The organism is Rhodobacteraceae bacterium LMO-JJ12 (assembly GCA_021555075.1).
Classification (GTDB): Bacteria; Pseudomonadota; Alphaproteobacteria; order Rhodobacterales; family Rhodobacteraceae; genus JAKGBX01.
Window position 1 is genome coordinate 68,848 of record JAKGBX010000001.1, and the last position, 21,364, is coordinate 90,211.

The window sequence follows — 21,364 nt, forward strand, 5'->3', positions numbered from 1 at the left end:
GTCGGAAGGGAAACGATATGGCTGAGAAAAAAAGGGGTCTGGGGCGCGGGCTGTCGGCTTTGATGGCCGATGTAAATCGCGATGAGCATACGAGACCTGAAAGCGCCGCGCCGCGTCGTGGCGAACAGATGATGCCGATCGAAAGAGTCGCGCCAAACCCGGATCAGCCCCGCCGACGGTTTGACCCGACCAAGCTGGAAGATCTGGCCAACTCGATCCGCGAAAAGGGTGTCATTCAGCCGCTAATCGTGCGTCCTGACCCTAAGAAAAGTGGTCAATATCAAATCGTTGCAGGCGAACGACGTTGGCGCGCCGCGCAGCAGGCGCAATTGCACGAAGTTCCCGTCCTGGTGCGTGATTTCGATGATACCGAGGTGCTTGAAGTCGCCATTATCGAGAACATTCAGCGCGCTGACCTCAACCCGGTGGAGGAGGCCGCAGGCTATCGCCAGCTGATCGACAAATTCGGCCATACGCAAGAGCAATTGGCCCGTGCCTTGGGTAAGAGCCGCTCGCATATTGCAAATCAGATGCGTCTTCTCGGCTTGCCACGCGAGGTCCTTGATCTCTTGGAGTCCGACACCCTTTCCGCCGGTCACGCCCGCGCGCTGATCACAGCGGAAGAGCCCGCGACCCTTGCCCGTATCGTTGTCAAAAAGGGCCTGTCGGTGCGCGAAACCGAAAGCCTCGCAAAGCGTGGAATCGCTACGAACCCGGCCAAACCCTTGCCCAAGGCGAAACCTGCCAAGGATGCCGATACGGTCGCGCTCGAAGGTGATCTGTCGGCCAATCTGGGGATGAAGGTCGAGGTAAGCCACGACGCAGGCAAAGAGTCCGGGCGCCTGGTGATCAGCTATAAGACGCTCGATGATTTGGATGAATTGTGCCGCGTGCTGACTAAAAGTTAGGACGTGACCAGATAAAGATCAGCACCAGCGTCAGAACTCCGGCCTGAATCCCCAAAATCAGAGGCCGCAGCTCAAGCACGACCGACAGCAGGAAAACCGCAGCAATAGAGATCGTTGCGATTTTTTTCACCCGAGGGTTAATCGCGCCGTTCGTTTGCCACTCAACAATCGGCGGACCAAGCTTTGGATGGCTGATCAGCCAATAGTGCAAACGCTCCGAGGATTTGCTGAAAAAGAAAGCCGCCAGAAGCATGAACGGCACAGTCGGCAGGATTGGTAAAACAACACCGATCAGGCCAAGGCCGACACAGATCAATCCCAATGTTGCCCAGATATACCGCATGCCTAGCCCGCAAAAAGCTCCTTGATCACGGCATTCAACACCATCCGCCCCTTGGGCGTAACCCTGAGATAGTCACCCGGCGGTTCGATCATGCCCAACTCCTGCAAATTCCTCAGCGCAGAGCTGTCGAGACGTTGACCAGAAAGCATTGAATACCTTTTAATATCAATACCTTGCGACATCCTTAAACCCATCATCAGGTATTCTTCGGCCTGTTCCTGCGACGCAAGCGCGCGGCGGTGGCTTTCGCCGTTTCCCTGCTCGGCAGCCTCTAGCCATGTATTGGGCAAAAGCGGCGTTTCAAGCGCGTATCGTTGCCCATTCACGGTCAGTCGCGAATGTGCGCCGGGGCCGATCCCGGCATAATCGCCATAACGCCAATAGATCTGATTGTGTCGCGACTCTGCGCCCGGTTTCGCATGATTGGAAACCTCATACGCGTGAAAACCCGCCGCCTCGCACAATTCCTGCGTCAGCAAATACATCTCTGCCGAAAGATCCTCGTCCGGCAATCCGCGCAGCTTACCGGCGTCATAGCGATCACCGAACGCCGTTCCCGGCTCGATTGACAGTTGATAGAGCGAAAGATGATCCGCCGCAAACTCCAGCGCCCCGCTCAATTCCGCCCGCCAATCCTTTAACGTCTGCTCTTGTCGGGCATAGATCAGATCAAAGCTGACTCGCTCAAACGTATTGCGGGCAATTTCCAGCGCCGCCAACGCCTCATCAACCGAGTGCAACCGCCCCAGCCGTTTGAGGTCGGCGTCATTCAGAGCCTGAACCCCGACGGAGACACGATTAACGCCTGCGTCGGCGTACCCGCGAAACCGCCCCGCCTCGACCGAGCCGGGATTGGCCTCAAGCGTGACTTCCAGATCATTCGCCACAGGCCAATGCGAGCGAACTCGTTCCAAAATAGCGTTAACGGTATCTGGCGCCATCAAACTGGGCGTTCCCCCGCCAAAGAATATCGAGGTTAAAACACGCTCAGGAACTTCCTCAGCATATCGATCAATCTCGCGCAAATAGGCTCTAACCCAGCGGGATTCGTCGATTTCTGCCGCAACATGGCTGTTAAAATCGCAATAGGGGCATTTCGAGGCACAGAACGGCCAATGCACATAGAATCCAAAGCCGCCCTGTTGCCAATCTTCAGCCAAAACAGCCCTGCACAAACTTGGCAAACGCATCGGCGCGGTGGCTCATCGCGTCTTTGCGCTCCGGGGCCATTTCACCGAATGTCTCACTTTCGCCATCCGGTAAGAAAACAGGGTCAAAGCCAAAACCGTTCTTGCCGCGCATTGGCCAAACGACTTGCCCTTCAACACGACCTACAAACACTTCGTCATGCCCATCGGGCCAGGCAAGACAGAGCGTGCAATTGAACGCAGCCTTGCGAGGGGCGGGTGCGCCCCTTTTTTCCAACAGCCGCCAGACCTTCTCCATCGCCATAGGAAAATCGCGCCCCTGCGGTGTTTCGGCCCAATCGGCGGTATAGACGCCGGGCGCCCCGTCCAAAGCTTCGACCGTGATCCCGCTATCGTCAGACAGCGACGGCAAACAGGTGGCCTGCGCCGCGAAATGCGCCTTGATCCGGGCGTTGCCCGCGAAGGTGTCTTCCGTTTCCTCCGGTTCTTCCAGCCCATGATCCGCGGCAGAACTCACGCTTACACCGAACGGCGCCAAGAGCGCTGCGATCTCACGCAGCTTGCCCTTGTTGTGCGTGGCAATCACCAGAGCATCGCCGTCAAACTTACGCACTGCACGCGGCCTTTTGCATCTCGGCCAACTCGCCAACACCCTTGGCGGCAAGCTCCATCAGGCTATCCATCTGCTCACGTGAAAAGGTCGAGCCCTCTGCGCTCATCTGCACCTCGATCAAACGACCATTGCCCAGCATGACAAAATTGCCATCAACTCCGGCTTCGCTATCTTCGGGATAGTCGAGATCAAGCACCGGCTGACCGGCGTAAATGCCACAGCTAACCGCCGAGACCGGATCAATCAGCGGATCAGAAACCACATCGCCAACCTTCATCAGCTTGTTGACTGCCAAACGAAGCGCAACCCAGCCGCCGGTGATCGACGCACAGCGTGTGCCGCCATCGGCCTGGATCACATCACAGTCGATGGTAATCTGACGCTCGCCCAGTGCCACCCGGTCAACACCCGCGCGCAGGCTACGCCCGATCAAGCGCTGAATTTCCACGGTGCGCCCGCCCTGTTTGCCCGCTGCAGCCTCGCGCCGCATCCGGCTTGTGGTTGAACGGGGCAACATACCGTATTCGGCGGTGACCCAACCAAGGCCCGAACCTTTGATAAACGGTGGAACCCGATCTTCCAGCGTCGCAGTGCACAGCACATGCGTATCACCCATTTTGATCATGCACGAGCCTTCGGCATGTTTTGTTACCCCTGTTTCAATTGAAACGGGCCGCATTTCGCCTAGATCTCTCCCAGAGGGTCGCATCTGATATCCTTTCATCGCTTTGAATCGGCAATACAGGTGCGTCAGTGAGATGCGCAACCCCGATTGACGTTTGATGCCCACGCATCTCTAATGCTTGCTGGCTCAAGAAGAAGAGATCAATGACCAATACAGGACAAATCCTGGCCGAAATGAACGACCGCTCTCGCGAAGTGTTTCGCCGCGTTGTCGAGTCGTATCTCGAAACTGGCGACCCTGTCGGTTCGCGTACGCTGACGCGGAGTTTGAACGAAAAGGTGTCCGCTGCAACAATCCGCAACGTAATGCAGGATCTTGAGTTTCTCGGTCTTCTCGACTCGCCACACGTCTCTGCGGGCCGTGTGCCGACTCAGACGGGATTGCGGATGTTTGTTGATGGTCTACTCGAAGTTGGCAACCTGACAAGCGACGATCGTCAAAAAATCGACGCCACAATGGGAAGCAACACCGGCGATGTGGGAACGATGCTTGATCGTATCGGTTCGGCCCTGTCTGGGGTGACTCACGGTGCATCGCTGGTCCTTGCGCCCAAACACGAAGCACCGATAAAACATATAGAATTCGTGCATCTGGCGCATGATCGCGCCCTTGTCGTTTTGGTGTTTGCCGATGGGCAGGTCGAAAACCGTATCTTCAACCCTCCGCCCGGCCAAACGCCCAGCTCGATGCGCGAAGCTGCCAATTTTCTCAATGCCCTGATCGAAGGTCGCACGCTTTCGGAATTTACCACCGTGATGCGCGACCAGATCAAGTCGCGGCGTCAGGAAATCGATTCGCTCGCCGCCGAACTGGTCGATAGTGGGCTCGCGGTTTGGGAAGGTCAGGGCGAAACCCACGAACGCCTGATCGTGCGCGGCAGATCCAATCTTCTGTCGGGCAGTGACGAAGCAGAGGGGCTGGACCGCATCAAAACCCTGTTTGACGACCTTGAACGCAAGCGCGACATCGCCGATTTCCTTGAGCTCGCAGATCAGGGCGAAGGCGTGCGCATTTTTATTGGCTCAGAGAACAAACTTTTCTCACTTTCGGGTAGCTCTTTGGTGGTCTCTCCCTATATGAACGCTGATCGTAAGATAGTCGGTGCGGTTGGCGTAATTGGCCCCACCAGACTGAACTATGGAAGGATTGTGCCGATTGTAGATTACACGGCACAGCTTGTCGGCCGGATGATCTCCGACCGAAGTTAGAGGTAAGAGAATGGCAGAGCGCAAAGAAGAAGACTTCCTGGACGATATCGACGCAGCAGAAGCAGAAGAGCTGGCCGCCGATTTCGCCGAGATTGACGATGCAGAGGCCGAAATTGATTCCCTGCGCGCCGAACGTGACGCGCTCAAGGAGAAATTCATGCGCGCCCTGGCCGACATGGAGAATACCCGCAAACGTGGCGAGAAAATGCGCCGCGAAGCCGAGCAATACGGCGGTTCTAAGCTCGCTCGTGACATGCTTCCGGTCTATGACAACATGAAACGTGCACTCGAAGCTGCCACCGAAGAACAGCGCTCGGTTTCCGCCGCCCTGATCGAAGGAATCGAACTGACCATGCGTGAACTGCTCAACGTGTTCGGTAAGCACGGGATCGAGCTCGTCTCGCCGCAGGTCGGCGACCGCTTTGATCCACAGATGCACGAGGCGATGTTCGAAGCCCCTCTGCCAGGCACCAATGCGGGTGACATCATTCAGGTTTCTGCCGAAGGCTTCATGCTTCATGACCGCCTGTTGCGCCCTGCGCAGGTCGGCGTGTCATCCACCCCCAAATCCTAACGGGTTTCTCAGGGGTCGACCGCAATTCGTGGTCGCCCTGATGCCTCTACAGTGAGCGTCGCCTCGATAAACACGTCGCGACCCTCCACAGGCGAATGCTTCAGATCCCGCAGCACGGTGATTTGAAGCTCACCCGCCCCCGATGCGCGCGCGTCGGCCTCGGCAAACGCGCGCAATTCGCACTCCAGACTATGCAGCGCCGCCTCCGGCTCGGTGAAATCCACCGGCTCTCCTGCGCCATGAACCCGGTATCGCCCCTCGGCAGGGCTGGTGACTGTTCCGGACTTCCGCATAGTGATCCGCCCCACAACCGCCCCCACGGCATTGGCCACCCCGGCATGTTCGGGCAGGATCATTTCACAACCAAGATGCGCGCCCACCGCTGGATAATAGGTACCCGCAGACGCGCCAAGCCCGACAACCGGGATGTTCAAACCCGCCTCGATACGCAACAGGCCCGATTGTTTCGATAGCCCGCGTTGCATCAATTCATGTCGCGCCAGAACCTCTGGCGCACCGAGAAACTGATCTTGTTCTTCGGCGAAAGCAGTCTCTAGCAAGGCCAAAGTTGTCTGGTAGGTCAGCTGTGCAATGATCATCCGGGCCAGCGTTGGCGCATCCGGCGCAAGCCTGGCGCCTGATCCGCCGCGCCGCCTTGCCACCAGGCGCAGCGCCAATTCCGCAGCATCTTCACTCCAGGCATCCAAGAGCTTCAGAACATGCGCCGCATCCGAAGGGGTCACGCCACCGATCTGCACAAACCCGCGTTCTTGCAACCGGCGCAGCGATTGGCTTTCCGCCCGCGTCCTTAAAACCTCGGACAGCGGATGCACCTCGGTGATCCGCTCGAACACGGCCAGATCACGGGGTGAAAGCCCCTCAGGCTCAAAACCCTGCACGCGCCGCACGAACCGCCCGTCAAATTCGCCGGGCGTGGTGCGACGCAATTGGCTTTCAAGCACGGGCAAGACCCGGTCAGGCGCTTCAGCCGCCAAAAGGCTGACCGGAATCAACCGCCGCGGCCCCAGGAAGAGACCCGCTTCCAGCCCCTCGGCCCGCACATGAACCTCACTGTCGCCGCCAAGCCCAGTGGTGCGCATCGCTACCGCCTCGACCATGGTGCGATAAGGCCCGACACGCGCACCATCCGGGTCAATCGCCGGGCGGCCGTCGCGCAGCATTGCAATATCGGTAGTGGTGCCGCCGATGTCCGAAACAAGCGCGCGTTTCGCCCCGGTCAGCCATCCCGCCCCGACAATCGACGCGGCGGGCCCGCTGAGTATGGTTTCAATCGGTCGCGCCCGCGCCATCGCCGCCCCAATCAATGCGCCATCGCCACGCACCACCATCATCGGCGCGGTGATCCCCAAATCGCGCAGCTTGTCCTCGGCCCGCCCGATCAGCCGGTCAATCATCCCGATAAGCCGCGCGTTGAGCAGAGCCGTCAGCGCCCGTTTCGGCCCGTTAAGCCGCGCCGACAGATGGTGCGAGCAAGAAACCGGCCGCCCGGTGGCCTCGCGCACGATCTCCGCCACGGCGGTTTCATGCGCGGGGTTGCGGGTGGCAAACTGCGCCGCCACGGCAAAGCCTGTAATGCCTTCAACAGTCTCTAACCATGCCGAAAGTGTCTCATGATCCAACGGCGCGCTCTCTTGCCCGGCATGGTCGTGCCCACCCTGCAAAAGCAGCACCGGATCGCCTTGCAAGGCGTCTTTCAGCCCGTGCCGCTCCATGTCCCGGCCATCAAACCCGACATAGATCATCGCAACGCGCCCGCCCTGCCCCTCGACCAGAGCATTGGTTGCCAAGGTGGTCGAAAGCGCCGCCAGCCCGATTTCCGATGCCTCCACGCCCGATTGCATCAGCACCGCCTCAACCGCTTTACCGATACCAATCGCCAGATCATGCCGGGTGGTAAGCGCCTTGGCGCTGGCGATCACATCGCGTTCGTCGCGGATCAACACCGCGTCGGTATATGTGCCTCCCGTGTCCACCCCAAGCGCAAGGCTCATTCCCGCAATCTCCCAACCGCCCAACGCGCGGCATCGGCCACGACTTCGTCTGGATCATCACAAAGGCGCTGCGCGACATCTAGCAAGGAAGCGTCACCTGAGTTGCCAATTGCGTAAAGCACGTTTCGCACGAAGCGGTTCCGCCCGATCCTTTTGATCGGCGATCCGCTGAATTTTGCCCGAAACGCCCCGTCGTCCAATTCCGCCAGTTCCGCCAAAGGCGGCGCAATCAAGTCGTTGCGCGCGTGATAACGCAACTCGCTTGCTTCCTTGGCAAACTTGTTCCACGGACAGGCAGCAAGGCAATCGTCGCAACCATAAATCCGGTTGCCCATCTTGGCGCGCAACTCGACGTCAATCGGCCCCTTATGCTCGATTGTCAGATAGGAAATACAGCGCCGCGCATCAATCTGATGCGGCGCTGGAAAAGCATCCGTCGGGCAGGCATCAAGACAAGCCCGGCACGACCCGCAGTGGTCGATCTCCGCCGCATCCGCCGGCAGATCCAGCGTGGTAAAGATCGATCCGATAAAAAACCAGCTGCCCATCTCGCGGCTCACCAGATTGGTATGCTTGCCCTGCCAGCCCAGCCCCGCTGCCTGCCCCAAAGGCTTCTCCGGAACGGGCGCCGTATCAACGAAAACCTTCACCGCCGTCTCGCTGCCCGCTTCGCCAATCAACCACCGCGCTACTCGCTTCAGCCGTTTCTTGACAAGGTCATGATAGTCTCGATTGCGCGCATAAACCGAGACTAATCCAGCAGAAGTCTTGTCGAAATCCTCCCTAGGGTCATAGTCCGGCCCATAGCTCTCCGCCAACATGATGACCGAACGCGCTTCTGGCCAAAGCACATCCGGCGCGCCGCGCCAATGCGCCCGCTCGGCCAGCCAGCCCATTGTTCCATGATGCCCCTGCTCCAGATACCCCGCCAGATCTTGCGCAACATGCCCCACATCCCAAGGGCGGCAAATCCGACAGGCCGAAAATCCTTCGGCCAAGGCCTGGGCAACCAGCCGCGATTTCAGAGCCTCATCCATGTTTCATCTTGCCCGAAATATCCCGGGGGGTGCGGGGGGCTGGCCCCCCGCTTGTTACTGTGGTGCGGGGGGCTGGCCCTCCGTCCTGACCTGAAGGTTCAAAAGTCCAGATCGGCATAATGCGGCGGCGGTAGAAAACCGGGCACCTGATCGGCCAGGATATTTCGGAAGGCCGGGCGCGATTTGATCTTGGCATACCAATCCTTGACGACCGCGCTGCGGTTCCAATCCACGTCAGAAATGTAATCCAGCGCGCTCAGATGGGCCGCGGCGGCAAAATCGGCCAAGGTCATCACATCCCCCGCAAGCCACCGCCTCTGGTCCAACAGCCAGGCCAGATAATCGAGGTGATACTTGATCATCTTCGCGCCGGCCTTCACATTCTTGCTGTCTGGATAGCCCTGCTTCATCACCTTCTTGTTGACCCGTTCGTAGACAAGTTTCGACGTCACCTCGTGATGGAACTTGTCGTCAAACCAACCGATCAGACGACGCACCTCATAGCGACCCACCGGGTCCTTCGGCATTAGCGGCATGTCGGGATAGGCTTCTTCGAGGTATTCACAAATCGCCGCGCTTTCCGACATGACCATGCCGTCAATCTTCAGAACGGGCACCTTGCCCGCCGGATTGCGCCGCATGAAATCGGGCCCTTGTTCCCAATAGCGCTCCTCGATCAGCTCGCACTCAATCTTCTTCTCGGCAAGGCTCAGACGAACCTTGCGGCAGAACGGGGAAAGCGGAACATGATAAAGCGTGGCCATGGTCATTTCGAACAGTAAGGACAATCGTCTTCTTCAATGCCGCTTTGCGCCGCTCTTTTCAATCCTCGAAACAAGCCGCCCGGCCATCCCGGCGGATTGTTTCCGCTCCATCCTGGATCGAACGCGCCCGCCGGATCAGCGTTCTTGATGGTTTTGAGGCCGAACGCGCCTTGGGGTTGGGCAAAACCGCTGCAAGCCGCGCCGCCTGCACCGGCGAAAGCTTGGCCGGCACGATACCGAAATAATGTTGCGAGGCGGCGTCGATCCCAAACACCCCCTCATCAAACTCGGCGATATTGAGATAAACCTCGATGATGCGCCGTTTGCTCCAGATCGCCTCGACCAGCGGCGTAAGCACGGCTTCCAGAGCCTTGCGCGCCCAATTGCGTCCCTGCCAGAGATAGACGTTTTTCACCACCTGCTGGCTGATTGTTGACGCCCCGCGCCCCGACCCTTCTTCAAGAGCGGTGCGAATCGCCTCGACATCAAAACCCCAGTGCAGGCAGAAATTGGCATCCTCGGCCGCCACCACCGACCGCGCCATCACTGGCGCCACCTCTTTGAGCGGCACCCAGATATGATCTATTCCGCCCAACCGCCGCGCTTCGGATTTCATGTAGAACGTGCGCGACGGGTTGAACGCCGCATGCATTGAAACCACGATCAGAACCGTCGCCAGAACCAACACGATCAGCCGCACAAACCAACGCCGCAACCACCGAAACGGGCTTAGCATCCGCTCGGTCAGCGTCGGGGGGCTTTTCGCCTTTCTGGGTTTTGTTTTTTTCGCCACAATCCTGCTATAGAGCGTTTCGCCGTGAACTTGAATCACGAGTTTGCCCCGAAACGCCCGCAACAATGATTTATGGCACGGCGCTTCCACATGCCCCGTAACGCAAGACTGAACAGAAGCAATTCGGGCGAGATCAACAGCCGGGAAAAGGCTCTGCCAACACGCATCATTCCCCCTGCAACCAGCAGTAAGGTCGGAAGGGTTTCAGAAAACACATCGTAAAAGGTCGTCGGCACGCGCGCGCCTGTTTATGGTGTTTCTTTGAACTACGTCCAAGCTTGCTGCATCAGCCGGGCGTAAATTGGGAACAATCTAGGTAAAATTATCCCGATATCATGCCGATCCGGCAACACGCTGTCGCCGGATCGCACTTGGCATCGTCCTATTCCGCCGGTATCGCAGCCTCTTCAAGGTTCAGCGGATGGGGCAGGTGGGCCAGCATCTCTTTCGGGCAGACCTGAAGGAAATTGACCTTTTCCAGATCCCAATGTTGCAGAATATCGGCGGCCTTCCGGCTTCCGGTTTCTGCCAAGTGCCGCTCGATCAGAGTTTTCAGCTGATTTTCCCAATGGCTGATGGTTACCGGGCACGTCACCAAGCTTTCCAAATTCATCAGGTTTTCCGCCGCACCATCAGGATCATAGAGATAGGCCATCCCGCCGGTCATCCCGGCGCCGAAATTCGCTCCGATCCCGCCAAGGATAACAGCAACCCCCCCGGTCATGTATTCACACCCGTTTGAGCCACAGCCCTCAACGACAACCTGCGCCCCTGAGTTTCGCACGGCAAAGCGCTCCCCGGCCCGCCCGGCAGCAAACAGATAGCCGTTGGTCGCGCCATAAAGCACGGTGTTGCCGATGATCGTATTTTCGCTCGCAATCAGCGGCGAATGCATCGGCGGGCGCACCACGATCGTGCCACCAGACAGCCCCTTGCCAACATAATCGTTGGCATCACCGCTCACCTCGATCTTCAGCCCCGGAGCGGCAAACGCGCCAAGGCTCTGTCCGGCGCTACCGGTCAGCTTGATCGTCAGATGATCGGGTTGAAGCTTGTTGCGCATCCCGAAATTGCGCACGATATGGCTGGAAATCCGCGTGCCGACGCTCCGGTGCGTGTTCTGCACCGCATAAGAAAGCTGCATCTTTTCGCCTTCCTCCAGAAAGCGGTCCGCATCCACCACGATTTCCGCATCAAGCGTCGGCGTAACCTCGTTGCGCGGCTTGTTGCGGTTATAGACGATGTCTTTCGCACCATCGACCGTGATCAAAAGCGGATTGAGATCGAGATCATCCAGATGTTCGGCTCCACGGCTCACCTGACTCAACAGATCGGCTCGTCCAATCACCTCATCAAGTGAACGCGCGCCGATCTCGGCCAGAATTTCGCGCACTTCGGTGGCATAAAAGGTGATCAGGTTCACCACCTTGTCGGCGCTGCCGGTGAACTTCTTGCGCAGGTCTTCATCCTGCGTGCAAACGCCCACGGGGCAGGTGTTGCTCTGACACTGACGCACCATGATACAGCCCATCGCGATCAGCGCGGCGGTGCCGATGCCGTATTCCTCGGCCCCCATCATCGCCGCCATCACGATATCGCGCCCAGTGCGCAAGCCGCCATCGGTTCTGAGGGTCACCCGGTCGCGCAGCTTGTTCATGCTGAGAACCTGATGCGCCTCGGTCAGCCCCATTTCCCAAGGCAGACCGGCATACTTGATCGAACTCGCCGGGCTGGCCCCGGTGCCGCCATTATGCCCGGAAATCAGGATGACATCCGCCTTGGCCTTGGCAACACCCGCAGCAATCGTGCCGACACCGGATGAGGCCACCAGTTTGACCGTAACTTTCGCGCGCGGGTTGATCTGTTTCAGGTCATAGATCAGCTGCGCAAGGTCTTCGATGCTGTAAATATCGTGATGCGGCGGCGGACTAATCAGGGTGACACCCTTGGTCGACAGCCGCAGGCGCGCAATAAGCTCGGTCACTTTCATACCGGGCAACTGACCACCCTCGCCGGGCTTGGCGCCTTGTGCTACCTTGATTTCCAGCTCTTCGCACTGGTTCAGGTATTCTGCCGTCACGCCAAAGCGCCCGCTCGCCACCTGTTTGATCTTGGCGCTGGGGTTGTCGCCATTCGGCTCCGGCACAAAATGCGCCGGATCCTCCCCGCCTTCGCCGCTATCGGATTTCGCGCCGATCCGGTTCATCGCCACATTCAGCGCCTTGTGCGCCTCGGGGCTGAGCGCCCCAAGCGACATGCCCGGTGTCACGAACCGTTTGCGAATGGCGGTGATGCTCTCCACCTCTTCAATCGGCACTGGTGCGCCCATCGGCTTGATCGCCAGCAAATCGCGCAGATGGATTGGCGGATTTTTCCGCATCGCTGCCGAATATTGCTTCCAGAGCGAATAGCTCGCCCGATCACAGGCGGTTTGCATCAAATGCATATTCGTCGCACCCCAAGCGTGGGTTTCGCCCGACTGGCGCGCCTTGTAGAACCCGCCCACCGGCAGAACACCCACGCCGCCGCGCCATCCGCGCGCATGGATTTCCTCGGCCTTGCGTTGGATGCCGCTCACCCCGATGCCCGAAATCCGGCTTAGCATCCCTGGGAAAAACTCCGCACACATCGCGCGGGAAAGCCCCACCGCCTCGAAATTCAGCCCACCGCGATAAGACGAGATCACCGAGATCCCCATCTTCGCCATGATCTTCAGCAGGCCCTGATCAATAGCCTCGCGATAGCGCGTCATCGTCTCGGCCAGCGTGCCATCAAGCAGCCCCCGCGACATCCGTTCAGCCAGAGAATCCTGCGCCAGATAGGGGTTCACCACCGTCGCACCACAGCCCACCAGAACGGCAAAATAATGCGGATCAATACATTCTGCCGCCCGCACATTGAGCGAACAGAACGTACGCAACCCTTTTTCGGTCAGCCACGAATGCACCGCCGATGTCGCAAGGATCATCGGCATCGCCACCTTGTCTTCGCTCTGATGATGATCGGTCAGCACAAGATGCCCCGCGCCCGACCGCACCGCATCTTCCGCCTCGGCCCTGACCCGGTCAAGAGCAGCGCGCAACGCGCCGGCCCCACCATCCACCGGAAAAGTGCAATCAATCTCGACCAGGTCAGCGTTGAAGATCTCGGTCAGCTCATCCCATTCCGCATTTGCGACAAACGGGCTCTCCAACACGATAATCTCGGTCTGCGCACTGCTTTCATCCAACACGTTCTTCAAATTCCCGAACCGCGTTTTCAGGCTCATCACCCGGTATTCGCGCAAACTGTCGATCGGCGGATTGGTCACCTGGCTGAAGTTCTGGCGGAAGAAATGGCTCAACGGGCGATACTTCATCGACAAAACCGCGCTGGGCGTGTCGTCCCCCATCGAGGCCAACGCCTCTTTGCCGTCCTCTGCCATCGGCGCCAGAATCTGTTCCAACTCTTCGAGGGTATAACCCGCCGCAATCTGGCGCTTGCGAAGCCCCTCACCGGTAAACATCGGCGCCTCATCGAGGCTTTGCAGCCGGTTATCCAGCTCGGCAATCTTGCCCACCCATTCACCAAACGGGCGCGACGCGGCCAGCTTGTCCTTGATCTCGGTATCGCGGAAAATTTTTCCCTCGGCCATATCCACAGCCAACAATTGCCCCGGTCCAAGCGCGCCTTTTTCCGTGACGGTCGCCTCGTCCACTGGCACCATACCGGCTTCCGAACCGGCGATCAGCATGCCGTCGCCCGTCACAACATAGCGCATGGGGCGCAGCCCGTTACGATCAAGACCCGCGCAGACCCAGCGCCCATCGGTCATCGCCAGCGCGGCGGGCCCATCCCAAGGTTCCATCACCGAGTTGCAGTAAGAATACATGTCCATCCAGGACTGCGGCAATTCCACCGCCTGCTTGCTCCAGCTTTCCGGCACCAGCATTGTCTTGGCCATCGGCGCATTGCGCCCGGCCCTGACCAGAACCTCAAACACGGAATCAAGCGCGGCACTATCGGATGATCCGGTCTGGATGATCGGTTTGATATCATCGGCCAGATCACCAAACGTCGCCGAAGCCATGCGGATTTCATGGCTCTTCATCCAGTTCACGTTGCCCTTCAGCGTGTTGATCTCGCCGTTATGCGCCAACATGCGGAACGGTTGGGCCAACCACCATTGCGGGAACGTATTGGTCGAATAACGCTGATGATAGATCGCATAGGCGCTCTCAAACCGTTCATCCAGAAGATCGGGATAGAACTCGGCCACCTGCTCGGCCAGCATCATGCCCTTGTAGATGATGCTGCGACAGCTCAGCGAACAGAGATAGAGCCCGGCCACCCCGGCTTTCGTCGCCGCTTTCTCGATCCGGCGGCGGATCACATAAAGCTCGCGCTCGAACGTCTCCTCATCCACGCCCTTGGCGTTGGAAATCAGAATCTGCTCGATCTCGGGGCGGGTCGCGTTGGCCTTTTCGCCCAAACATTCGATCTCGACGGGCACATGCCGCCAGCCATAAATGTAATAGCCCATGCGCAGAACTTCGGTTTCCACGATGGTCCGACAGGTTTCCTGCGCCTTGAAATCGGTGCGCGGCAGAAAGACCTGACCTACCGCAATCAACTCATCCAGCTTCGGCTCATGCCCGGTGCGGCGCACCTGATCGTAAAAGAACGACACCGGAATTTGCAGGTGGATACCCGCGCCATCACCGGTCTTGCCGTCCGCATCCACAGCCCCGCGATGCCAGATCGCCTTGAGCGCGGCAATCCCGGCTTCGACAACATCGCGGCTCGGTTTGCCGCTGATATTGACGGCAAGCCCCACGCCGCACGAGGAATGCTCGTGTTCGTCGCGAAACAGGCTGTTGTCAGCCATCCAGGCGCGCTTGGTCTCTTCGGCCCTGGCCCAGTCTGCGTCATATTTGGTCATGGCTCAGTCCCCTTTAATCACGTGCGAATTATTCGCTTCATATTCTGCTTCGGTCTTCCGGCTGTGATCGCCCGCAAGCGCAACACAGGCCATCGCCCGGTCGGTATAGATCTCGGATCGTAACGGCCAATTCGATGCATCATCGAAAAGGCCGGGCATCAAATCATAGGCCGCGTTTTCGGCGTCGGTGTCGCGCATCCACAAATGCGAACCACAACGCGCACAAAAGGCGCGCTCGGAAAATTCTGACGAGGCGTATCGCGTTACCTCTCCGGCAACGTTGACCGCTTCGGGCTGCGCTTCGAAACACAAAAACAAACCACCAGACCACCGTTGGCACATGCGGCAATGGCAAGCACCAACCTGCGGATCGTGCGCACCCGCCACGGTAATTGTCACCGCCCCGCACAAGCAATTTCCAACCAGGTTTTGCGTCACCGAAGTTTATACTTTCTTCATCACATAGGTCATAAGCCATGACCGATTAACTTTTCGAGGTTGAATCCCCCGGCAGCCGGGCGGCAGCCAGAGGGCAGCCGGGAGTCACCCCCCTTGAAATTCACTCAGCAGCAAGAGTCTTAACGTCATCAAGCCGCTTGAGGATTGCATCGGCACAATCGCACCCGTCCCTGATTGCCCAAACGACAAGCGAGGCGCCGCGCACGATATCACCCACCGCAAAGACGCCTTTCATCTCGGTTTCGCCCGAGCGGTATTGTGCCTTCACCGTGCCCCAACTGGTCACGGTAAGTTCGGGTTGACCCCACAGCGTCGGCAGGTCTTCCGGCTCAAATCCCAACGCCTTGATTACCAGATCGGCGTCTTCGGTATAGTCCGCACCCTCGATCGCTTCGACACTTTGGCGTCCGGTCACATCCGGCGGCCCAAGGCGCATTTTCTGCACCATCACGCCGCTGACGGGATCACCAACAAAGCCCTTGGGCGCGGCCAGCCATTCAAAGATCACGCCTTCTTCTTCGGCGTTTTGCACTTCCCGCTGGCTACCGGGCATATTGGCTCGGTCACGGCGATAGAGGCATTTAACGCTTGTTGCGCCCTGCCTGATCGCGGTGCGAACGCAATCCATCGCCGTGTCGCCGCCGCCGATCACAACCACCTTCTTGCCCTTGGCATCAAGCGTGCCGTTTTCGAACTCGGGTACAGAGTCACCAAAGCTCAATCTGTTGCTGGTGGTCAGATAATCAATCGCGTTGACGATCCCCTCGGCGCCTGAACCGGGTCCGCCCATATCCCTTGTTTTATAGACACCAGTGGCAATGATGACGGCATCATGCGCATTGCGGATCGTCTCAAACGGAAGATCGGTACCGATGTTGCAATTCAGCTCGAACTTGACGCCGCCCTGTGCGAGCTGATCGTTGCGGCGCATGACGATATCTTTCTCCAACTTGAAACCGGGAATGCCATAGGTCAGCAAGCCACCGGCGCGGTCATGGCGGTCATAGATCGTGACCTGCACGCCGGCGCGGCGCAATTTGTCAGCCGCCGCCAGCCCGCCTGGACCCGCGCCAATGATGCCGACGCTTTCGCGGCGTTCGGCGTTCGGCTTGATCGGTTTGACCCAGCCGCGCTCCCAGGCTGTATCGGTGATGTATTTTTCGACCGCGCCGATGGTCACGGTGCCATGGCCGCTCTGCTCGATAACGCAATTGCCTTCGCAAAGGCGGTCCTGCGGGCAAATCCGGCCACAGATCTCGGGGAAGGTATTGGTGCTTTGGCTCAACTCATAAGCCTCTTCCAGCCGCCCTTCCGCGGTCATCCTCAGCCAATCAGGGATATTATTGTGCAACGGGCAATGGGTCTGACAAAAGGGAACACCGCATTGGCTGCACCGGCTCGCCTGCTCGGCGGCCTTGGCTTCGGCGAACTCTGCATAAATTTCGTTGAAATCCGCATTGCGTACGGTGGCGCCGCGCTTCTCGGGCATATCCCGCCCCAAAGACACAAATTTCAGCATCGGTTGTTTCGCCACGTTCAACTTCTCCACTATCCTATTCCCCCACCCCATACTCCACCACGAAATCGGATAAAAGACAGTAAGGTTGACCTTTCTGTAGGTAGAGGAACAAATTACCCGCTGCAAACAAAAATTGTTCGGCTTTTTAGTCCCGAACCGGACCTAACTTGCAGCTTTTCCTTTATTTCGCGCCCGCCTATAGCTGTTCGAAACGATAACGAGGCCGAGCAATGCCGCTTTTTCATCTGATTCTCGTCGCACTCATTCAGGGAATCACCGAATTCCTACCGGTTTCTTCCTCCGGTCACTTGGTCCTGTTGCCGCGGTTAACGGGCTTGGCGGATCAGGGCCAGACGATTGATGTAGCGGTGCATGTCGGCACGCTTTTCGCTGTGGTGTTCTATTTCTGGACAGATGTGCGGCAGGGCCTTGCCGGAGTGCCGCGTATGTTGACGGGTCGCATCGATACGCCTGGCGCCCGACTTGCCTTCCTCCTGATGATCGCCACAATCCCTGCAATTCTTGCGGGGCTAGTGCTCAAGCTCACTGGTCTGAGCGATGAAATGCGCACGTTGAAAGTCATCGGCTGGACCATGCTGCTATTTGGGCTTCTGCTCTATTGGGCCGATCAAAAAGGCGAAACAAGTAAAGCCGCCAGCAACTGGTCGCTCAATGATGCCATTCAGTTTGGCCTCTGGCAGGCTATCGCGTTGATACCAGGCACCTCACGGTCGGGTATTTGCATTACCGCAGGTCGGATAATGGGCTATTCACGCCAAGATAGCGCAAAAATCGCGATGTTGATGTCGATACCCGTCATCTTTGCTTCGGGCGCCTTGCTATCGGTCGAGGTGATCGCGACGGCCGATGCACAGGCCGCGAAAGACGGCGCCCTCGCGGCAGGGCTATCTTTCCTGGCGGCGCTGGGCGCTCTGAGCCTGATGATGCGGCTTCTACGCTCGACGAGCTTCACGCCATATGTTGTTTACCGCGTTTTGCTGGGATTGTTCCTGCTGGCACTGGCTTATTCTCGGTAACCCCAGACTCTATAGTACAGGACACGGTTCTCAGCATTTGCCCGACGAATTATAGCCCCAGCAATGCGTCAGAAGCAGAGCGCGAAATGCAACCCGTTCAGTGCGCTCTGAGGTTCTTAGCCGAATCACGAATTGCGTCATACTGCCCGCTGGGCCGGAACCGCCAAAGATAGCTGTCGATAACCGCTTCTGGCGAAGTTGGTTCGATACCAAGATCGGCAAAGCCTTTTTCGCTTCCGCTTACAACGTTGTCGTGTCGCAATTGCTTGACTTGATCACGGGTCAGGATCCCGTTGCGGATCAGCCCGACGCTCATGATTTCGAGCATGTCGAAACCCCAAGCCATCAGCCGCCCGAACCACATCGGCAAGTTCGGCACCAGCCTTCTGCGTTTGACCGATTCCAAGATCACATCAACCCAACCGCGCAAGCTCTTCACATCCGGCCCGCCCAGTTCGTAAATCCCGTGGGCTTTGCCTTCCACTCCAAGAACCGCAGCACTGGCGACATCCTCGACATAGACCGGCTGAAACTTGGTATTGCCACCGAATAGCGGCATCACGGGACCAAACCGGCTCATCGCTGCGAAACGATTGAAGAAACCATCCTCATTGCCGAAAATCACACCTGGCCGCAGAATCATCGCATTCGAGAATTGCGCCAGAACGGCTTTCTCACCCAAACATTTGGTTTGAGCATAGGAGCTTTTGGCGTCCTGATCGCAGCCCAATGCAGAAATGTGGACGAGCGTTTCGGCCCCGGCACTGGCAGCGAGCCTGGCAACGCGTTCCGCGCCTTCGTGCTGCACAGCATCAAAATTGTTCTTTCCGCGCGCGTCGAAAGTTCCAACGCAATTGACCACCGCATCTGCCCCTTTCACCGCAGCCGCGACGCTGGCGTCGTCACGGATGTTGGCGAAGAAAGGTTCAACCTGCCCTGGAACACCATAGGGCTTGACGTGCATCGCCTCGTTTGGGCGGCGAACAGCTACGCGAACCCGCCAGCCTTTCGCGGCCAGCTGTTGTGCAATATAGCGTCCGGCGAATCCCGAACCGCCAAAAATGGTTACAAGCTTGCTCACGACCGACCTCCAGCTGATACTTAGCGTTGCCCTTTCCTAGTCCTCTGAGGCCAGTGGGACAAGGTGATATGTGACGCAGGTGAATTTGATTGAGTACCCCGTTGACACCCAGACTGTGTCGGCGTAAACGGCTGCCTCACGACACCTGCCCAGGTGGCGGAATTGGTAGACGCGCTAGCTTCAGGTGCTAGTATTGGCAACGATGTGGAGGTTCGAGTCCTCTCCTGGGCACCAGTTAAATAAAAATTTGCCCTATATTTCAATACGATACGCAATAACCATGCGTGTCGATCCCCCCTTGCATCCCCCTTGAGCGAGATGGTCATTTGCGATTTGCCGCCATCTGTTCCCCGAACCGCAGTACACGCAGTTCTAGCGGAGAAAACCACCGGCCCGCTTTATAGGTATTTGCCGATGCAGTGATCTGCGGCCCGCTGCAGGTCTCCTGCCATTACGGTAGTTGAATTGGCTTGTTGCTTGATGCTGAAGTCAGTTAGGAAACCGACAGCGAAGCTTACAACTTGGTCTTTTGTCCAAGGTTGGTGCGAGACTGGGTTTGCAATTCGCCCATTTACGATTTTGGCGATTGCCTCTTCCATATTCAATCGCGGCATGAAGGGGGATTATAGGTGCTGCAATCAACGCCATCTTCATCGTTTTACCGCAGAATTTGAATTTCGTTACAAAATCCAGTCGCAAATGGAGTAGCGAATTCACAACGGACTATTACCTTGCTACTGTCAACCAATGGCAAGTGGCTCACATACTTTGGCTCATCAGCGGTCGCATGAAGCTACCTAAAAGGGAATAGAATGGCGAAGACGTTTTCCGTCACTGTCTATCCAGACCCCTTAGCTGGGGAATTTCTCACTGTGTCCGATGCTCTGAATCAAGTGCTGGACATGATTGAAGCCTTGGAGCGGTCTGAAGCAACAAATCCAAGTGAGCGCAAGATCGTTTGGCGGCTGACCGAGGCTCACACAAATAGCCCGCCGTTTACGTTAATTGCAGAGCCGTTTCCAGTGAAGCCAGATTTGTCCATCGTGATGGAGGCCAATCGTGTATCTGGTTTGCTTTCTAGTGATGTAAGAGAGCTTCTAAATGGGCGCGTAAATGGGGTTGTCTTTGATACGCTTCCTGCGATCAAACGTGTAATTGAGAGAAACACTAGCACCATCACACGCACGGAAATTGCAATCTCTGGTGAAGAACCTTTCAGTATCCGCCCGCAAAATGCAAAGACTGCGCGAGCCGCAATTGAACGTGTCGAGATAGCGGAGCGAGAAAGTCTACCGGACTGGCAGCGCACGGAATACGGAACTGTAGAGGGCGAAATTGCAGGTCTGACCCGTTGGAATGGAAAGCCTGCGCTTGATGTGATCGAACGCCTTTCTGAAAAAAAGTTCACTTGTGTATTATCCGATGATCTGTCTGCACAAATTGGGCCAGCTCACAGGTGGAGCGAAGTTTGGGAGGGTCGCAGGGTAGAACTTACAGGAGCGCTTCACTACAACTCTGAGGGTGACTTGAAGCGAGCCGATATTGAAGCTTTTGACGAAGTTCCTTGGACGGATGTCACGATTCACGATCTTAAACCGCTTGACGTTTTAGGAGAGCGGACGATGCAAGAACATCTTGAGGAATTGAGGGGTAAAGCCAGTGGCTAAACCAAGGAAATTCTATTGGGACACCTGTGCATTTATTGGCCTATTAAATGGGGAGCCGGATAAAAAACGGGAATTGGAAATTGTCTATGGCTGGGCCAGAGACGGAAAGGCCGAAATCTGGACATCTACCCTTTCCATGATTGAGTGCCGAAAAATTGGTGCTGAATCGACAAGAGTGAAGCCGATGTCAGTTGAGAATGGAAAGAAGATTGCTGATATTTTTCGTCAGCAATTCATTAAGCCGATTCCCATGGCCGTCGATATTGCAGAAATGGGTCGTAATCTATGGCGGGACACGTCTGGGCTTGGGAAGTACCAAGATGCAGTCCACCTTGCGTCCGCTTTGCGATGGAGTATCGAAACAATGCATACCTATGACAGAGCTGACCTATTGCATCTGTCCGACAAATTCGCCTGTCAGAATGGAACTCTGCTGAATATTTGCTACCCTGACAGTTCAACCGATGGCGCCTTGTTTGAACACGCAAAACAAAACCCAGCGTGAATGCTTCGAAGAAACGGCCCGTCAGCTTGAGCACGACTAGGACGAGGCCAAGTTCAATGACGATCCAAAAAAGATAACCAAGGCGAAGCT

General features: G+C 57.4%; 18 protein-coding genes, 1 tRNA gene and 1 pseudogene. 8 read left to right on the forward strand and 12 right to left on the reverse strand.

What is annotated here, in order from left to right:
- The first annotated feature begins 17 nt into the window (after positions 1-17).
- Positions 18-908, forward strand: coding sequence for a ParB/RepB/Spo0J family partition protein (locus LZG00_00340; GenBank protein MCF3592447.1), 891 nt, complete (start codon positions 18-20; stop codon positions 906-908).
- On the opposite strand, the gene LZG00_00345 is transcribed toward LZG00_00340, so the two are convergent.
- From LZG00_00345 to rph, 4 genes are read right to left on the reverse strand one after another with little or no spacing between them, the layout of a single operon-like run.
- A complete protein-coding gene (locus LZG00_00345) occupies positions 898-1,251 on the reverse strand; it encodes a YbaN family protein (protein ID MCF3592448.1) in 354 nt (117 codons plus the stop codon). The genes LZG00_00340 and LZG00_00345 overlap by 11 nt on opposite strands.
- Positions 1,252-1,253: 2 nt before the next feature.
- A complete protein-coding gene (gene hemW, locus LZG00_00350; protein ID MCF3592449.1) occupies positions 1,254-2,411 on the reverse strand; it encodes a radical SAM family heme chaperone HemW in 1,158 nt (385 codons plus the stop codon).
- Positions 2,404-3,012 (reverse strand): RdgB/HAM1 family non-canonical purine NTP pyrophosphatase, encoded by a 609-nt coding sequence (gene rdgB, locus LZG00_00355; GenBank protein ID MCF3592450.1) that lies wholly within the window; start codon positions 3,010-3,012, stop codon positions 2,404-2,406. The genes hemW and rdgB overlap by 8 nt, the downstream gene beginning before the upstream one ends.
- Positions 3,005-3,721, reverse strand: a complete 717-nt coding sequence (rph, locus tag LZG00_00360) for a ribonuclease PH (protein ID MCF3592451.1) — start codon at positions 3,719-3,721, stop codon at positions 3,005-3,007. The genes rdgB and rph overlap by 8 nt, the downstream gene beginning before the upstream one ends.
- Positions 3,722-3,840: 119 nt before the next feature.
- On the opposite strand from rph, the gene hrcA reads away from it, so the two are divergent.
- Positions 3,841-4,905, forward strand: a complete 1,065-nt coding sequence (hrcA, locus tag LZG00_00365; protein MCF3592452.1) for a heat-inducible transcriptional repressor HrcA — start codon at positions 3,841-3,843, stop codon at positions 4,903-4,905.
- A 10-nt stretch (positions 4,906-4,915) separates the two neighbouring features.
- Positions 4,916-5,479 (forward strand): nucleotide exchange factor GrpE, encoded by a 564-nt coding sequence (locus tag LZG00_00370; GenBank protein ID MCF3592453.1) that lies wholly within the window; start codon positions 4,916-4,918, stop codon positions 5,477-5,479.
- A gap of 8 nt (positions 5,480-5,487) precedes the next feature.
- Here LZG00_00370 and LZG00_00375 read toward each other — a convergent pair whose 3' ends face one another.
- The 7 genes from LZG00_00375 to LZG00_00405 form a co-directional block, all read right to left on the reverse strand.
- Positions 5,488-7,491, reverse strand: coding sequence for a hydantoinase/oxoprolinase family protein (locus LZG00_00375; protein MCF3592454.1), 2,004 nt, complete (start codon positions 7,489-7,491; stop codon positions 5,488-5,490).
- On the reverse strand, positions 7,488-8,528 hold the full coding sequence (gene queG / locus LZG00_00380; protein ID MCF3592455.1) for a tRNA epoxyqueuosine(34) reductase QueG: 1,041 nt from the start codon (positions 8,526-8,528) through the stop codon (positions 7,488-7,490). The genes LZG00_00375 and queG overlap by 4 nt, the downstream gene beginning before the upstream one ends.
- Before the next feature lie 98 nt (positions 8,529-8,626).
- On the reverse strand, positions 8,627-9,292 hold the full coding sequence (locus LZG00_00385; GenBank protein MCF3592456.1) for a glutathione S-transferase family protein: 666 nt from the start codon (positions 9,290-9,292) through the stop codon (positions 8,627-8,629).
- A 58-nt stretch (positions 9,293-9,350) separates the two neighbouring features.
- The gene (gene mtgA, locus LZG00_00390) at positions 9,351-10,028 is read right to left on the reverse strand and encodes a monofunctional biosynthetic peptidoglycan transglycosylase (protein MCF3592457.1); all 678 of its coding nucleotides are present in this window, start codon (positions 10,026-10,028) and stop codon (positions 9,351-9,353) included.
- Positions 10,029-10,467: 439 nt separating this feature from the next.
- Complete coding sequence (gene gltB / locus LZG00_00395; GenBank protein ID MCF3592458.1) at positions 10,468-15,006, reverse strand: glutamate synthase large subunit; 4,539 nt, start codon at positions 15,004-15,006, stop codon at positions 10,468-10,470.
- 3 nt (positions 15,007-15,009) lie between these two features.
- A complete protein-coding gene (locus tag LZG00_00400; GenBank protein MCF3592459.1) occupies positions 15,010-15,348 on the reverse strand; it encodes a GFA family protein in 339 nt (112 codons plus the stop codon).
- A gap of 217 nt (positions 15,349-15,565) precedes the next feature.
- Positions 15,566-16,999: an NAD(P)-dependent oxidoreductase gene (locus LZG00_00405; protein MCF3592460.1), complete on the reverse strand. Its 1,434-nt coding sequence runs from the start codon at positions 16,997-16,999 to the stop codon at positions 15,566-15,568.
- Positions 17,000-17,214: 215 nt separating this feature from the next.
- Between LZG00_00405 and LZG00_00410 the strand changes: the two genes are divergently transcribed.
- On the forward strand, positions 17,215-18,021 hold the full coding sequence (locus tag LZG00_00410; protein ID MCF3592461.1) for an undecaprenyl-diphosphate phosphatase: 807 nt from the start codon (positions 17,215-17,217) through the stop codon (positions 18,019-18,021).
- A gap of 97 nt (positions 18,022-18,118) precedes the next feature.
- On the opposite strand, the gene LZG00_00415 is transcribed toward LZG00_00410, so the two are convergent.
- Positions 18,119-19,102 (reverse strand): complex I NDUFA9 subunit family protein, encoded by a 984-nt coding sequence (locus LZG00_00415; GenBank protein MCF3592462.1) that lies wholly within the window; start codon positions 19,100-19,102, stop codon positions 18,119-18,121.
- A 147-nt stretch (positions 19,103-19,249) separates the two neighbouring features.
- On the opposite strand from LZG00_00415, the gene LZG00_00420 reads away from it, so the two are divergent.
- From LZG00_00420 to LZG00_00435, 4 genes and pseudogenes are all read left to right on the forward strand, one after another.
- A tRNA-Leu gene (locus LZG00_00420) sits at positions 19,250-19,336 on the forward strand.
- A 360-nt stretch (positions 19,337-19,696) separates the two neighbouring features.
- Positions 19,697-19,809 (forward strand): annotated as a pseudogene (locus tag LZG00_00425) (transposase).
- Between the two features lie 105 nt (positions 19,810-19,914).
- Positions 19,915-20,769, forward strand: a complete 855-nt coding sequence (locus LZG00_00430) for a hypothetical protein (protein ID MCF3592463.1) — start codon at positions 19,915-19,917, stop codon at positions 20,767-20,769.
- A complete protein-coding gene (locus tag LZG00_00435) occupies positions 20,762-21,274 on the forward strand; it encodes a PIN domain-containing protein (GenBank protein MCF3592464.1) in 513 nt (170 codons plus the stop codon). Before LZG00_00430 ends, LZG00_00435 begins: the two co-directional genes overlap by 8 nt.
- The last annotated feature ends 90 nt before the right edge of the window (positions 21,275-21,364 follow it).

Coding starts and splice junctions, on each gene's coding strand:
- LZG00_00340 (MCF3592447.1), top strand. CDS start 18: ATGGCTGAGAAAAAAAGGGGTCTGGGGCGCGGGCTGTCGGCTTTGATG.
- LZG00_00345 (MCF3592448.1), bottom strand. CDS start 1,251: ATGCGGTATATCTGGGCAACATTGGGATTGATCTGTGTCGGCCTTGGC.
- rph (MCF3592451.1), bottom strand. CDS start 3,721: ATGCGACCCTCTGGGAGAGATCTAGGCGAAATGCGGCCCGTTTCAATT.
- hrcA (MCF3592452.1), top strand. CDS start 3,841: ATGACCAATACAGGACAAATCCTGGCCGAAATGAACGACCGCTCTCGC.
- LZG00_00370 (MCF3592453.1), top strand. CDS start 4,916: ATGGCAGAGCGCAAAGAAGAAGACTTCCTGGACGATATCGACGCAGCA.
- LZG00_00375 (MCF3592454.1), bottom strand. CDS start 7,491: ATGAGCCTTGCGCTTGGGGTGGACACGGGAGGCACATATACCGACGCG.
- queG (MCF3592455.1), bottom strand. CDS start 8,528: ATGGATGAGGCTCTGAAATCGCGGCTGGTTGCCCAGGCCTTGGCCGAA.
- LZG00_00385 (MCF3592456.1), bottom strand. CDS start 9,292: ATGGCCACGCTTTATCATGTTCCGCTTTCCCCGTTCTGCCGCAAGGTT.
- mtgA (MCF3592457.1), bottom strand. CDS start 10,028: ATGCTAAGCCCGTTTCGGTGGTTGCGGCGTTGGTTTGTGCGGCTGATC.
- gltB (MCF3592458.1), bottom strand. CDS start 15,006: ATGACCAAATATGACGCAGACTGGGCCAGGGCCGAAGAGACCAAGCGC.
- LZG00_00400 (MCF3592459.1), bottom strand. CDS start 15,348: ATGTGCCAACGGTGGTCTGGTGGTTTGTTTTTGTGTTTCGAAGCGCAG.
- LZG00_00410 (MCF3592461.1), top strand. CDS start 17,215: ATGCCGCTTTTTCATCTGATTCTCGTCGCACTCATTCAGGGAATCACC.
- LZG00_00430 (MCF3592463.1), top strand. CDS start 19,915: ATGGCGAAGACGTTTTCCGTCACTGTCTATCCAGACCCCTTAGCTGGG.